Origin of the sequence: Izhakiella capsodis (assembly GCF_900115045.1) — a bacterium.
GTDB lineage: Bacteria > Pseudomonadota > Gammaproteobacteria > Enterobacterales > Enterobacteriaceae > Izhakiella > Izhakiella capsodis.
On record NZ_FOVC01000010.1, the window covers coordinates 60,895 to 75,677 of the forward strand.

A 14,783-nucleotide genomic window follows, 5' to 3' on the forward strand; every position below is an offset into this window, starting at 1 on the left:
TTTAGTTATTGGTTTTTACTTCGGGGGAGGAAAATAAATGAGCAAAATACTTTTCGTCATGATGATGATGGTCACATTATTCTGCTCCGGCTGGCCCACATCTTGTTGCGCCGCGCTGATTGATATTACTGGAATAACACCTGATGGGCCATGTACACCGCAGCAAGTAGAAGCACAGGGATACTGTAACTACAATGTGCACTGGAGGATTGGACACCCATCTGGAACTTGGCCACCCGTTGGCCAGTATATCGCTTTAGCTCAGAACTCAGATATAAACAGCCCCTTAAACAGCGCATTGTCAGAACCACAAACGGTGTGGGGCCAGTGGTATAAGGTTGAGCTTGGTAGTTGGTTCACTTCCTACCGTATCGCTGATTATTCATCCTGGAGTGACCTTCAAAGCGCCATCGAAAAAGATTATGGAACTCAGGGTATCAGCGCGGATGTGCAGAGTTTACCCGGATCACGGTATGCTTGCGCACAAATAGTGTCTTATAACTCGACAGATACTAACTATGATCTTTACGGTGTTTCTGGCCTGCCAGGTAGCGCATGTGTGCCTATCCCTGCAATACAAAATGCCTGCTTTTTTCAGACAAGCACCATAGAACTTAATCATGGGGTATTACTTCCTTCGCAAATGATGGGGCATCAGGCCAGGACCAGCGTCACTGCAGTTTGTAGCCAATCGGCACACGCGGTGATTTATGGCCCGGGTGCCGTTCCTCTGGAGAGCGAAAATTACCAGTACTCAATACCCAGCCAAATCAGTATCGATGGACAGACGCTGAACAACAAAGGAGTGAAATTAAAGCTTAAGGCAGGGGAGAACACGATTGATGTGGGAGATACCCTGGAGGGAACGACCGAGGAAGGCGGAGGCGTTTATACGGGATCGACAGTACTCATAATCAGTATTCTCTAAATCCGGTATCACTCTTCAAAAATGATCCCAGATGAGCCAGAGTTCAGGCATACGATTCTCTGCTTCAGATGGCACCCTCCGCAAAAAAAAACGGCTGCAACGATGGCCAGTTACGTCTGTTAATTCCTGCAGCGGTCAGAAATGGGTAAGCTGCCAGCCACGCTCACGCCACAGCGCTGGCAGGGTGTCCAGGCTATAGAACGGCGTTATCCGCGGGTGGTCGAGCGGCGGGTTGTGGGCGTCGGCACAGTAGTAAAACACTGGAATGTTAGCGGCGATCCCTGCTTTCGCCCCAGCTTCTGAATCGTCGACCAGAATACAGGCTGAGAGTGGCACTCGCATACTCTGAGCGGCATGTTGCATGAGTTTAGGATCGGGTTTCCAGGCGTTAATGTCATAGCCACTAAACAACTTGTCACCGAAGTACGGCAGCATGCCGGTTAGCCCAAGGGAGTGCTGCATCTTCTGGACGGTTCCGTTAGACACCACGCATTTTCCTACTTTGATTTGAGCGATCAGATCCTTAGCGCCGGCAATCGGTTGCAGATGCAGATCGAACAGGCGTGCTACTTCCGCCCGGTAAAGTGGCTCAAAGTTTTCCAGCCGCACTGCTTTTTCGTAGCGCGCACAGACATCATTAACAATGTCGTAGAGTTGCACTCCTTTATATTTTTCGAACATCGTCTGCACAGAGAGCGTGATGTCATAACGCTCAAAGGTATTCACATAGGCTTGCGTACAGATCGCTTCGCTATCTACTAAGGTTCCATCGCAATCGAAAAATATGCATGAAATCGCCATCGGACTTATCCTCTTTACAGAGCGTTATGGATTAACACTTTAACGTGATGATTAAGGATTGCGACCGATAACGTGCTTTTGCGTAAAAATCCTCAATTCACGTATTTTGGTATAGGATAGCCAGCGCAAAATCTACCAGTGCGGAATCAAACTATGAATAATCAAGGGCTGCTACAGCGTCTGTTTAAATTGCAGGAACATGGCACCACTGCTCGAACCGAAGTTGTCGCGGGGATGACGACTTTTCTGACGATGGTTTATATCGTCTTTGTTAACCCCCAAATTCTTGGCGTTGCCGGGATGAATACCCAGGCCGTATTCGTTACTACCTGTCTGATCGCCGCTTTTGGCAGCATTCTGATGGGGCTGGTTGCCAATTTGCCAGTCGCGCTGGCTCCGGCGATGGGCCTTAATGCCTTTTTTGCCTTTGTGGTGGTTGGCGCGATGGGTATCTCCTGGCAGGTCGGCATGGGCGCTATTTTTTGGGGCGCTTTCGGCCTGCTGCTTTTAACGCTTTTCCGCATTCGCTACTGGGTGATTGCTAATATTCCGCTTAGCCTGCGCGTTGGTATCAGCAGCGGCATCGGTTTGTTGATTGCGATGATCGGCCTTAAGAACGCTGGGATCGTGGTGGCAAATAAAGACACGCTGGTAGCAGTAGGCGATCTGACGTCACACAGCGTTATTCTGGGTGCGGTTGGCTTTTTCATCATTGCTATCCTTGCTTCGCGCAACGTACACGTCGCGGTACTCATTTCGATTGTCATCACCACCTTTATTGGTTGGTTGCTGGGTGACGTGAAATACAGCGGGGTGTTTTCTCTGCCGACTAACATCGGCGAGGTGATTGGGCAGGCTAATCTCAAGGATTCGTTTCACCTCAACATGGCGGGTATCATCTTTTCGTTCATGCTGGTTAACCTGTTCGACTCCTCAGGTACACTTATCGGCGTGACTGATAAAGCCGGTCTGACCGATGAGAAGGGTACCTTCCCGCGTATGAAGCAGGCGCTATACGTAGACAGTATTAGCTCGGTAGCAGGAGCTTACGCCGGCACTTCTTCCGTCACCGCTTTTATTGAAAGCTCTTCCGGCGTTTCGGTTGGTGGGCGTACCGGCATGATGGCAGTGGTAACCGGTATTTTATTCTTGCTGGTGATGTTCCTGTCGCCGCTGGCCGCCATGGTTCCGGCCTATGCTGCAGCCGGTGCGCTTATCTATGTTGGCGTGCTGATGACATCGTCACTTTCGCGCGTGCAGTGGGATGATTTAACCGAAGCGGTACCCGCTTTTGTCACCGCGGCGATGATGCCGTTCAGCTTTTCGATAACTGAAGGCATCGCGCTGGGCTTTATTAGCTACTGCGTAATGAAGCTGGGAACCGGCCGCTGGCGTGAAATTAGCCCTTGCGTGATAGCCGTAGCAATTTTGTTTATCTGTAAAATAGCGCTTATCGGTTAACGTCGTATCCTACAACTGCAGCGTACGCTGGGATGGCAAACTGGTCAGCCTGAGCGTACGCGGCCCCATATTACGCTGATGTATACAGATATCCCGCAGCGCATTCCAGCCGGAATGCTGGCTGAATTCCCACAGGTGTAACCGATCGCAATCGGGTGAAAGCGCACACGACCAGACCATCAGAGGCTCGACGTCGCAGATGGCCTGAATATTTGGTAGTGTGACAGAGCGTAGTCGTCCCGATGCAGGGTGCAGGCTTAGCGAACTTATGCCATTGGCGCCTTCACCGGTAAGTTTTAGTACGCTTTGGCGTAACGTCCATATCTGTGTCGCTGCTTCAATTTTATCATGCTGGGCATTAATCCATGCCTGCTCAGCGGAAGAGAGCACTTGTTCGAGGTGCTCTTTAGCCTGCCGACTGTGAGCGCGAATTATCTCCATATCCAGTCCGGCGCGACACTGCTCGTCTGCCAGTAAAACGCCGGCAATATTACCGGCACAGGCCAGACTAAAGTCAGGCAGACGTGGATCGGCAAAGCAGGGACGCCCGGAGCTGGTAGTGATGAGGTCAGGCAAGGTAGAAAAGCCATAAATGTGCTGCATAAGCTCAGCAAGCAGTGCCCTGACAGCCAGAAAGCGTTCGCGTCGACGTACGGAGAACCGATCTGTATGGGCGATCAGCCCTGCCGAAAGGCGATGAGTAGGGGTTTTTCCAGGTGAAAAGGTACATCGTGCAAAATGACTGGCCATCTGTCGCTCCGTGAAAATGGACTGATAATCATTGCCGGTAATGCAGGAATTATCTTAGCTTAATTCATCTTCTGCTTATCGCTAAAATTCTTTTAGAGTTTAGCAACGACGGAGAGCTGAAAGAAATAATTTTAACCTCAAAGCTCATGCGGGTTATATCAGACTAACCCGCGTTATGGATGGCTTGTTGGGATGCTCAATATAAGTGATTACTTACTTCCCAATGCAAAAGCTGGAAAAAATGCGCCCGAGTAAATCATCGGCGGTAAATTCCCCGGTTATTTCGCTCAGGGCTTGTTGAGCCAGCCGCAGCTCTTCGGCCAGCAGCTCGCCAGCCTGTGCACCCAATAGCTGATCTTTTCCCTGCTGGAGATGCGTAGCGGCTAATTCCAACGCAGTTAAATGGCGGCGTCGCGCCAGGAATCCGCCTTCCGTGTTGCCAGCAAAGCCCATGCTTTGTTTAAGATGGTTGCGCAGGCCGTCGATGCCCTCGCCTGTATGCGCAGAAAGGCGAATAAGTGAGTGACCATTTACTTCCGTCAGACCAGTTATTTCGCCTGTTAAGTCTGCTTTGTTACGCACCACGGTGATTGGTAAAGTAGCCGGTAAGCGTGCAACAAAGTCTGGCCAGATCTCCGCCGGCTCGGTGGCATCGGTGGTGGTGCTGTCCAGCATGAACAACACCCGATCAGCTTGCTCTATTTCCTGCCATGCACGGGCAATACCGATACGTTCTACCTCATCACTGGCATCACGCAGCCCGGCGGTATCGATGATATGCAGCGGCATACCATCGATGTGGACATGTTCGCGCAGCACGTCGCGAGTGGTACCTGCAATTTCAGTAACGATAGCCGCTTCGCGTCCGGCTAACGCGTTTAGCAGGCTGGATTTCCCGGCGTTAGGGCGGCCGGCGATCACCACTTTCATCCCTTCCCGCAGAAGGGTTCCCTGTTGTGCCTGGGCTCTTACACTTTCCAGATCGCGAATTGCGGTTTGCAGCTGCATTTCAATTTTGCCATCTGAAAGAAAATCAATTTCTTCATCGGGAAAGTCAATTGCAGCCTCTACGTAGATTCGCAGGTTAGTAAGTGCTTCCACTAAAGTGTTAACTCGCTGTGAGAAGGCCCCCTGTAATGAGTTCAACGCAGAACGCGCCGCCTGTTCTGAGCTGGCGTCGATTAAATCGGCTATCGCCTCGGCCTGCGCCAAATCCAGTTTGTCATTGAGAAAAGCGCGCTCTGAAAATTCCCCAGGACGGGCAATACGAAGCCCCGGCAGCGTGATGATACGCTTAAGCAGCATATCCAGAATCATCGGGCCGCCGTGGCCCTGAAGTTCCAGTACGTCTTCGCCGGTAAAGGAGTGCGGCCCTGGAAACCAGAGAGCAATGCCTTCGTCCAGCGCTGCACCATTGGCGTCGTTAAACGGCAGGTATTCAGCGTAGCGCGGGCGCAGTTGCTTACCCAGTACCGCCCTGGCTACGGCCGCCGCCTGGTTTCCGGATATGCGAAGAATACCAACACCGCCGCGCCCCGGCGGTGTTGCCTGGGCAACAATGGTATCGCTATAGCTCATGCTCGCCTCTTAAAAAATAAGGCGGTCTGCTGACCGCCTTTAGGGTAAATACAATGCCTGCGCTTAAAGTCTGTCGTTATGCTTTTTTCTTATCCCGGCTGTGCAGACCGCGTTTTTCAAGTCCACGATAAATCAGCTGCTGCTGAAGAATGGTTACCAGGTTACTCACGATATAGTACAAAACCAGACCTGACGGGAACCACAGGAAGAATATGGTGAAGATGACCGGCATAAAGGTCATGATCTTTTGCTGCATAGGATCGGTGACGGTGGTTGGCGACATCTTCTGTATAAAGAACATCGTCATGCCCATCAGAATCGGCAAGATGTAGTACGGGTCCTGAGCAGAAAGGTCATGGATCCACAACGCCCACGGTGCGTGGCGTAGCTCAACAGAGCCGGACAGCATGTAGTAGAGCGCCAGGAAGATTGGCATCTGGATAACCAGCGGAAAGCAGCCGCCTAGCGGGTTAACTTTTTCCGATTTATACAGCGCCATCATTTCCTGACTCATGCGCTGCTTGTCATCGCCAATGCGTTCACGCATTGCCTGAATTTTCGGTTGCAGCATACGCATCCTGGCCATAGAGGTGTATTGCGCTCTGGTCAACGGATACATAATGCCACGCACAATGAAGGTAATCGCGATGATTGACCATCCCCAGTTACCGATAAAACTGTGCAGGAACTTCAGCAGCTTAAACAGCGGCTGAGAAATAAACCACAGCCAGCCATAATCGACCGTCAGATCAAGATGCGGGGCAATCGCGGCCATCTCGTTCTGAAGTTCTGGGCCGACCCACAGCGTAGCGGCAAGCTCCTTTTGGCTACCGGGTGCGATGGTTACCGGTGAAGATTTGTAGCCGACTGCCACCTGGCCGTTGCCGAGGTTAGAGGTGTAGAGTGTATTATCGCCACTGGTGCGTGGAACCCAGGCCGAGGCGAAGTATTGTTGCAGCATGGCAACCCAGCCCAAAGGCGTTTGGGTGTTCAGCAGTTCGTTGTCGGCAACCGTGTCAAATTTCACTTTCTCGTAGTTCGTTTTATTGCTGGAATAAGCAATACCACGGAAAGTGTGCAGCGCGAAGTTGCTGCTGCCTGTATCGCGATGCTTAGGCAGATTAATAGTTTGCTTCAACTGACCAAACATTGACACCTCCAGCGGCTGCTGGGTGGTGTTATCGACCTGGTAATCGACGTTGATAGCGAACTGCCCGCGTTTCAACACGAAAGTTTTCGTGTAGGTTGCACCGTTTTTTGCTGTGTAGGTTAGCGGAATGCGCAGCTCACTGTCATTCGGACCCAGTTGGTAGCTATCCTGGGCTGTAGTATATAGCGGCCGGGCGCCGTTATTGGGATTATCCGGGCCGTTACGACCGGTTAAACCACTCTGTGCCTGATAAACAAAGTTAGGTGTCGTTTCCAGCAGTTCAAACGGCGTCTTAGAGTTAAGCTTGTCCGGATAGGTAAGCAGCTGCGCCTGGTCGATATCACCACCGCGGGTGTTAATCTTTAAAGACAGCACATCGGTCTTAACGGTAATGATTTTACCCTGTCCGCTGGCGGGCACGCCCTGGTCGGCTGCATCACCGGCTGCGCTGGTCGTGTTCTGCGTCATCTGAGTTTGCTGAGGCTGCGGAGCGTGGTCCGTCTGCCAGGCTTGCCAGATCAGAAAAGACACGAACAGAAAAGCGATGAGAAAAAGATTACGTTGCGAATCCATCGTTAATGTTCTCTGTTATCGTCGGTTTTATGTGGCACCGGATCGTTACCACCCGGATGTAAAGGGTGGCATTTTAATACGCGTTTCATCGTCAACCAACTGCCTTTTACTATGCCAAAGCGCCGTATCGCTTCAATGCCATAATGTGAGCAGCTGGGATAAAAACGGCAATGCGGCCCCAGTAGCGGGCTGATGACACGTTGATAAACGTGTATCAGCGCAATCAGGAGCCGCGCGCCAGGCGACAATGACGACGCCATAACTTCTCCAACGCTTCAGCCAGCGCCCGGTTATCAAGCTCGGCAACCCCTTTTTTCGCGACCACCACAAAATCCATGGCGGGAAGTTCGTGCTGGCGCAGACGGAAGCTTTCACGGGTCAGACGTTTGATCCGGTTGCGTTCGTGCGCGCGCTTAACGTTTTTTTTCGCGACTGTGAGACCGATGCGGGGATGCCCCAGCGAGTTAAGGCGGCCGAGAATAGTAATTTGCGGCGTGCCAGCCCGTTGTGGCTGCTGGAAGACGTAAGTGAAATGAGTGGGAGTCAACAAACGTAACTCCCTGGGAAATGCGAGCTTAACCACTCAGCGGTTAGCTTTTATTACTTAGAAACGGTCAGACGAGCGCGGCCTTTAGCACGACGACGTGCCAGAACCTGACGACCATTTTTAGTTGCCATACGAGCACGAAAGCCGTGAGAACGGTTGCGCTTCAGTACAGACGGTTGAAAAGTGCGTTTCATGGCGATTTCTACCTAAACTTTTTTGGGGATTGTTGCTGTCGACGCGTTAACACGAAGCCGTAAAACGACCAGCGCCTCAGAGTATCTTTAATTAAAGAGGCGGGATTGTAATAACTGTACAGTCCGGAGTCAATTTACTTCGCGCAAAACGCGGTGTTATATACGCTTTTAATGGCCTGTGACCAGCCTTCACCCGGCAGGGCTACACGCTGGGTGAAGAATTATACGTTCTCTGCTGCAAAGCGCAAGGATCGACCTGGATCATCTTGCGATCCTCATGCGCGATGACGGGAGAAGCGTAAACGGATGCTGCATTTTCTGCCTGTGGATAAATTGAATAGAATCTGTGTAGAAATTGGAGATCTCTGCCGCCGTTTGCGCTATGATCTTCTCTTCCCCTGAGGATCTCATTGCAGTGATCCCAGCAGATATCATCGCGGATAGCGATGCGCATACAGTGAAAATGTATGCGTCAACAATGATGAAAGATCTTTAGCGCCTTTTCTTATCGGTTTTGTTCGAGTGGAGTCCGCCGTGTCACTTTCGCTATGGCAACAGTGCCTTGCCCGATTGCAGGATGATCTACCTGCCACTGAATTCAGCATGTGGATACGTCCACTTCAGGCCGAGCTTTACGACAATACGCTCGCGCTGTACGCGCCTAACAGATTTGTACTCGACTGGGTAAGAGATAAGTATTTAAATAATATCAACGGCTTATTAAACGATTTTTGCGGCTTTGATGCGCCGTTGTTGCGTTTTGAGGTCGGTAGCAAGCCCGTTACACAAGCGATTAGCCAGCCGGTTGCAGTCAGCGCTGTACCCGCCGGCGGTGCGCGCCCCGCAGCGACCGTCCGGCCGAGTTGGGATAATATTCCGGCGCCTGCTGAGCACTCCTATCGTTCTAACGTTAATACGAAACACAATTTTGATAATTTCGTCGAGGGTAAATCAAACCAGCTGGCACGTGCGGCGGCGCGTCAGGTGGCAGACAATCCTGGCGGGGCATATAATCCGCTGTTCCTTTATGGCGGTACCGGTCTTGGTAAAACTCACCTGCTCCATGCTGTCGGCAATGGCATTGTTGCGCGTAAGGCGAATGCCAGGGTGGTTTATATGCATTCTGAACGTTTCGTTCAGGACATGGTAAAAGCGTTACAAAACAATGCGATAGAAGAGTTTAAGCGCTACTATCGTTCAGTAGACGCGCTACTTATCGATGACATTCAGTTTTTTGCTAATAAAGAGCGTTCGCAGGAAGAGTTTTTTCATACCTTCAACGCCCTGCTTGAAGGCAACCAACAGATTATTTTAACCTCCGATCGCTATCCCAAAGAGATAAACGGCGTTGAAGACCGCCTGAAATCGCGTTTTGGCTGGGGGCTGACCATTGCCATTGAACCACCTGAGCTGGAAACACGCGTGGCTATCCTGATGAAAAAAGCTGACGAGAATGATATTCGTCTTCCGGCTGAAGTGGCTTTTTTTATCGCTAAACGCTTGCGCTCCAACGTGCGTGAGTTGGAAGGGGCCCTAAACCGGGTCATCGCAAACGCCAATTTTACCGGCAGGGCGATTACCATCGATTTTGTGCGTGAAGCGCTGCGCGATTTGCTGGCACTGCAGGAGAAGCTGGTTACCATCGACAATATTCAGAAAACAGCGGCAGAATATTACAAAATTAAAGTTGCCGATTTACTGTCGAAACGCCGTTCACGTTCGGTGGCGCGACCACGTCAGATGGCGATGGCGCTCGCGAAGGAGTTGACTAACCATAGCCTGCCAGAAATTGGCGATGCTTTCGGGGGTCGTGACCATACTACGGTGCTGCACGCCTGCCGTAAAATCGAGCAGCTTCGTGAAGAAAGTCATGATATTAAAGAAGATTTCTCAAATTTAATCAGAACATTATCTTCCTGACGCTATGAAATTTATTGTAGAACGTGAGCAATTACTAAAGCCACTCCAGCAGGTGAGTGGCCCGCTGGGCGGACGCCCAACGCTGCCCATTTTGGGCAATTTACTGCTGCAGGTGAATGAAGGTTCGCTGCTGCTGACTGGCACGGATCTTGAAATGGAAATGGTTGCGCGCGTGTCGCTGAGCCAGGATCATGATCCTGGTTCCACCACTGTTCCGGCGCGTAAGTTTCTCGATATCTGCCGTGGTCTGCCCGATGGCGCGGAAATCAGTGTGGTGCTCGAAGGTGAGCGGATGCTGGTGCGTTCAGGCCGCAGCCGCTTTTCGCTGTCCACGCTGCCAGCCAGTGATTTCCCCAATCTGGATGACTGGCAAAGCGAAGTGGAATTTACGCTGCCTCAGGCAACGATGAAGCGTCTGATTGACGCCACACAGTTTTCTATGGCGCATCAGGACGTACGTTACTACCTCAATGGCATGCTATTTGAAACCGAAGGGGAAGAGCTGCGCACCGTTGCCACCGATGGCCACCGCCTGGCCGTCTGCGCTTTATCGATCGGCCAGCCGTTGCCGAATCATTCGGTGATCGTACCGCGAAAAGGCGTGATTGAGCTCCTGCGTCTGCTGGACGGCGGCGATGCGCCTTTGCAGATACAAATCGGCAGTAACAATATTCGTGCACACGTTGGTGATTTTATCTTCACATCCAAACTGGTTGATGGCCGTTTCCCTGACTATCGCCGCGTATTGCCGAAAAATCCCGATAAAACGCTGGAAGCAGGCTGCGATATTCTTAAGCAGGCATTTGCCCGCGCCGCAATTTTATCAAATGAGAAATTTCGCGGCGTTCGTTTATATATCACCGAAAACCAGCTGAAGATCACCGCCAATAACCCGGAGCAGGAAGAGGCGGAAGAGCAGCTGGATGTGACCTACGGCGGTAGCGATCTGGAAATTGGTTTCAACGTCAGCTACGTGCTGGACGTGTTGAACACTCTGAAGTGCGACAATGTCCGTCTGCTGTTGACTGACTCGGTGTCCAGCGTGCAAATTGAGGATGCGGCCAGCCAGGCGGCATCTTACGTCGTAATGCCAATGCGTTTGTAACGTTGTTTTTAACGGCGGGCTAACGTAGTTGCCAGTTTGCGCTACGACAAAACGCCCGCCATCCTCACGTACTGAATGAAAATCACTACACAGCGCAACTTCCAGTGAGCAATTCGATATATGGCTTTAACCCGCCTGCTGATTCAAGACTTCCGCAATATTGAAAGTGTCGATCTGGCGCTCGCCCCTGGATTTAATTTCCTGGTGGGTGCTAACGGCAGCGGAAAAACCAGCGTGCTGGAAGCGATCTATACCCTCGGACATGGACGAGCGTTTCGCAGTTTGCAAGCCGGTCGCATTATTCGTCACGACCAGTCGCACTTTGTTTTACACGGACGCGTGAGCACCGCGGAGCGCGAGATAGCCGTGGGCTTAATGAGAAATCGCGGCGGTGAAAGTAAAGTCCGTATCGACGGCAGCGACGGGCATAAGGTGGCTAAACTGGCGCAAATGCTGCCGATGCAGCTGATAACCCCCGAGGGTTTTACGCTGCTCAACGGCGGGCCCAAATATCGCCGGGCGTATATCGACTGGGGTTGTTTTCATAATGAACGCGGCTTTTTTAATGCCTGGAGTAACCTGCGGCGTTTGCTCAAACAGCGCAACGCCGCGCTGCGCCAGGTCACACGTTATGCGCAGGTTCGCGCATGGGATCAGGAGCTGGCACCGCTGGCGGAGCAGATTAGCCTATGGCGGGCGCAGTATAGCCAAGCGATTGCCGATGATATTGCCAGCACCTGCCGCCAGTTTTTACCTGAGTTCGACCTTTCTTTTTCCTTTCAAAGGGGCTGGGACAAAGAGAGTGACTATGCTGAGTTGCTTGAGCGTCAGTTCGAGCGCGATCGCGCACTGACCTATACCGCCAGCGGCCCGCATAAAGCTGATTTTCGCATTCGCGCTGACAATACCCCGGTGGAAGATCTGCTGTCACGCGGTCAGCTTAAGCTATTGATGTGCGCGCTACGGTTGGCGCAAGGCGAGTTTTTTACGCGTCAGAGCGGCCAGCACTGTCTCTATCTGATTGATGATTTTGCCTCGGAGCTGGATGACGTCCGTCGCCAGTTATTAGCCACCCGGTTGAAAGCCACCCAGGCGCAAGTTTTTGTCAGCGCAATTAGCGCGGAACACGTTATCGACATGAGCGATGAAAAGGGCAAGATGTTCCGCGTAGAACAGGGTAAAATAACGCTTCAACCTGAAGATTAAATGAGCGAGAAACGTTGATGTCGAATTCTTATGACTCCTCAAGTATCAAAGTCCTTAAAGGGCTGGATGCGGTACGTAAACGCCCCGGTATGTATATCGGCGATACTGATGACGGTACCGGTCTGCATCATATGGTATTCGAGGTTGTGGACAACGCCATTGACGAAGCCCTCGCTGGTCATTGTAAAGATATTGTCGTAACCATTCACGCGGATAACTCGGTATCGGTACAGGATGACGGGCGCGGTATTCCCACCGGTATCCACCCTGAAGAGGGCGTCTCTGCGGCTGAGGTTATCATGACTGTGCTGCACGCTGGCGGTAAGTTCGATGATAATTCTTATAAAGTTTCCGGTGGTTTGCACGGCGTCGGGGTATCGGTGGTTAATGCCCTGTCTGAAAAGCTGGAGCTGACTATCCGCCGTGATGGCAAAGTCCATCAGCAAGTCTACGTACATGGCGTGCCGCAGGCACCGCTCAGCGTCACCGGTGAAACTGAGTCCACCGGTACGCGCGTTCGCTTCTGGCCCAGTCTGCAAACCTTCACGAATGTCACCCAGTTTGAGTTTGATATTCTGGCAAAGCGCCTGCGTGAACTCTCTTTTCTGAACTCCGGCGTGTCTATTCGTCTTGAAGATAAGCGTGATGAGAAAAGCGATCATTACCACTATGAGGGCGGCATTAAAGCCTTTGTGGAATATCTTAATAAGAACAAAACCCCCATCCATTCAACAGTGTTCTATTTCAGCACCGAAAAAGATGACATTGGCGTTGAGGTAGCGCTGCAGTGGAATGATGGCTTTCAGGAAAATATTTACTGCTTTACCAATAACATCCCTCAGCGCGACGGTGGTACGCATCTGGCGGGCTTCCGCGCGGCTATGACCCGTACGCTCAATGCTTACATGGACAAAGAGGGATTTAGCAAAAAGGCTAAGATCAGCGCCACTGGTGACGATGCGCGTGAGGGGCTGGTGGCGGTGGTTTCAGTTAAAGTTCCTGACCCTAAATTTTCCTCACAGACCAAAGATAAGCTGGTCTCCTCCGAGGTGAAATCAGCCGTTGAATCACAGATGAACGAATTGCTGGCTGAATACCTGCTGGAAAATCCTAACGACGCTAAAATCGTTGTCGGCAAAATTATTGATGCCGCGCGCGCGCGCGAAGCGGCACGGCGCGCGCGTGAAATGACCCGTCGTAAAGGCGCGCTGGACCTCGCTGGTCTGCCCGGTAAGCTGGCGGACTGCCAGGAGCGCGACCCGGCGCATTCAGAACTGTACCTCGTGGAAGGGGACTCTGCGGGCGGCTCTGCTAAGCAGGGGCGTAACCGTAAGAACCAGGCAATCCTACCCCTGAAGGGAAAAATCCTTAACGTCGAAAAGGCGCGTTTTGACAAAATGCTCTCTTCACAGGAGGTCGCCACCCTGATCACCGCGCTGGGTTGCGGTATCGGACGTGACGAATATAATCCGGATAAGCTACGCTATCACAGCATCATCATCATGACCGATGCGGATGTCGATGGTTCCCATATCCGTACTCTGCTACTGACCTTCTTTTATCGACAGATGCCGGAAATTGTTGAGCGTGGCCACGTTTATATTGCCCAGCCGCCGCTGTACAAAGTGAAAAAAGGGAAGCAGGAGCAGTACATTAAAGATGATGATGCGATGGATCACTATCAGATTGCCATCGCGCTTGACGGCGCAACGCTGCACACCAATGCTGGTGCGCCGGCGTTGGCTGGTGAGCAGCTTGAATCGCTGGTCAGTGAATTCAACAGTACCCAGAAAATGATTAAACGCATGGAGCGTCGCTTTCCGATAGCGCTGCTACGAGCGTTGATTTACCATCCGACGCTGAGTGCGGCTGGCGATGAAAGCCTGGTAAGCAGCTGGCTGGGCTCGCTGGTGGAAGATCTTAATGAACGCGAGCAGCACGGTAGTCAGTACCGCGCTGAAGTGCAGGAAAATCGCGAGCTGCATCTGTTTGAACCGGTAGTGCGGGTGCGTACACACGGTGTGGATACCGATTATCGGCTGGATAACGAATTCATTACCGGTCCGGAGTACCGTAAAATCTGTACGCTGGGCGAAAAGCTGCGTGGCCTGATTGAGGAAGATGCTTACATCGAACGCGGTGAACGTCGTCAGCCGGTAACCAGCTTCGAGCAGGCGCTGGAATGGCTGGTTAAAGAGTCACGTCGTGGCCTCTCAGTGCAGCGTTATAAAGGTCTGGGAGAGATGAACCCGGATCAGCTTTGGGAAACAACGATGGATCCCGAAAGCCGCCGTATGATGCGCGTTACCGTCAAAGATGCTATCGCCGCTGATCAGCTATTCACGACGTTGATGGGCGATGCGGTCGAACCGCGCCGTGCCTTTATCGAAGAGAATGCATTGAAAGCGGCGAATATTGATATCTGATATTGCTGCAGCATAGAAAAAAGGGCAGCCCTGGGCTGCTCTTTTTTTGCCCTGAAATGCCCACCAGGCGCCTTCGAAATGGTATTTCATATCGATGTTATGGATCATTTTGGTGATGACCTGCATGGTAAGCTGGTAGGTTAG

13 protein-coding genes are annotated in these 14,783 nt (G+C 51.7%); 6 read left to right on the plus strand and 7 right to left on the minus strand.

The window, feature by feature from the left end; all coding sequences use genetic code 11:
* Nucleotides 1–37: 37 nt before the first annotated feature.
* On the plus strand, nucleotides 38–928 hold the full coding sequence (locus BM191_RS13200) for an MrpH family fimbial adhesin (protein WP_092878935.1): 891 nt from the start codon (nucleotides 38–40) through the stop codon (nucleotides 926–928).
* Between the two features lie 135 nt (nucleotides 929–1,063).
* Here the strand turns inward: BM191_RS13200 and yieH are convergent, their stop codons facing one another.
* Nucleotides 1,064–1,729: a 6-phosphogluconate phosphatase gene (gene yieH / locus BM191_RS13205; RefSeq protein ID WP_092878937.1), complete on the minus strand. Its 666-nt coding sequence runs from the start codon at nucleotides 1,727–1,729 to the stop codon at nucleotides 1,064–1,066.
* 153 nt (nucleotides 1,730–1,882) lie between these two features.
* Here yieH and BM191_RS13210 point away from each other — a divergent pair, with 153 nt between their 5' ends.
* Entirely contained in the window at nucleotides 1,883–3,190 is a 1,308-nt protein-coding gene (locus tag BM191_RS13210; RefSeq protein ID WP_092878939.1) for an NCS2 family permease, read from the plus strand.
* 9 nt (nucleotides 3,191–3,199) lie between these two features.
* Here BM191_RS13210 and BM191_RS13215 read toward each other — a convergent pair whose 3' ends face one another.
* From BM191_RS13215 to rpmH, 6 genes are all read right to left on the minus strand, one after another.
* On the minus strand, nucleotides 3,200–3,940 hold the full coding sequence (locus BM191_RS13215) for a 4'-phosphopantetheinyl transferase family protein (RefSeq protein ID WP_092878941.1): 741 nt from the start codon (nucleotides 3,938–3,940) through the stop codon (nucleotides 3,200–3,202).
* 213 nt (nucleotides 3,941–4,153) lie between these two features.
* Nucleotides 4,154–5,518 carry a tRNA uridine-5-carboxymethylaminomethyl(34) synthesis GTPase MnmE gene (gene mnmE / locus BM191_RS13220; protein ID WP_092878943.1) on the minus strand — a complete coding sequence of 455 codons (1,365 nt, stop codon included), beginning with the start codon at nucleotides 5,516–5,518 and terminating at the stop codon, nucleotides 4,154–4,156.
* Nucleotides 5,519–5,594: 76 nt separating this feature from the next.
* Nucleotides 5,595–7,241: a membrane protein insertase YidC gene (yidC, locus tag BM191_RS13225; RefSeq protein ID WP_092878945.1), complete on the minus strand. Its 1,647-nt coding sequence runs from the start codon at nucleotides 7,239–7,241 to the stop codon at nucleotides 5,595–5,597.
* 2 nt (nucleotides 7,242–7,243) lie between these two features.
* Complete coding sequence (gene yidD / locus BM191_RS13230; RefSeq protein ID WP_092878947.1) at nucleotides 7,244–7,501, minus strand: membrane protein insertion efficiency factor YidD; 258 nt, start codon at nucleotides 7,499–7,501, stop codon at nucleotides 7,244–7,246.
* Nucleotides 7,465–7,824: a ribonuclease P protein component gene (gene rnpA, locus BM191_RS13235; RefSeq protein ID WP_078002558.1), complete on the minus strand. Its 360-nt coding sequence runs from the start codon at nucleotides 7,822–7,824 to the stop codon at nucleotides 7,465–7,467. Before rnpA ends, yidD begins: the two co-directional genes overlap by 37 nt.
* A gap of 17 nt (nucleotides 7,825–7,841) precedes the next feature.
* Nucleotides 7,842–7,982 carry a 50S ribosomal protein L34 gene (gene rpmH / locus BM191_RS13240; RefSeq protein ID WP_000831330.1) on the minus strand — a complete coding sequence of 47 codons (141 nt, stop codon included), beginning with the start codon at nucleotides 7,980–7,982 and terminating at the stop codon, nucleotides 7,842–7,844.
* Nucleotides 7,983–8,516: 534 nt separating this feature from the next.
* On the opposite strand from rpmH, the gene dnaA reads away from it, so the two are divergent.
* The 4 genes from dnaA to gyrB all read left to right on the plus strand — a co-directional run bounded on the left by dnaA (nucleotide 8,517) and on the right by gyrB (nucleotide 14,639).
* Entirely contained in the window at nucleotides 8,517–9,902 is a 1,386-nt protein-coding gene (gene dnaA / locus BM191_RS13245; protein WP_177203342.1) for a chromosomal replication initiator protein DnaA, read from the plus strand.
* A gap of 4 nt (nucleotides 9,903–9,906) precedes the next feature.
* The gene (gene dnaN, locus BM191_RS13250; RefSeq protein WP_092878951.1) at nucleotides 9,907–11,007 is read left to right on the plus strand and encodes a DNA polymerase III subunit beta; all 1,101 of its coding nucleotides are present in this window, start codon (nucleotides 9,907–9,909) and stop codon (nucleotides 11,005–11,007) included.
* Between the two features lie 120 nt (nucleotides 11,008–11,127).
* A complete protein-coding gene (gene recF, locus BM191_RS13255; RefSeq protein ID WP_092878953.1) occupies nucleotides 11,128–12,213 on the plus strand; it encodes a DNA replication/repair protein RecF in 1,086 nt (361 codons plus the stop codon).
* A gap of 17 nt (nucleotides 12,214–12,230) precedes the next feature.
* Nucleotides 12,231–14,639 (plus strand): DNA topoisomerase (ATP-hydrolyzing) subunit B, encoded by a 2,409-nt coding sequence (gene gyrB, locus BM191_RS13260; protein WP_092878955.1) that lies wholly within the window; start codon nucleotides 12,231–12,233, stop codon nucleotides 14,637–14,639.
* Nucleotides 14,640–14,783 lie beyond the last annotated feature (144 nt).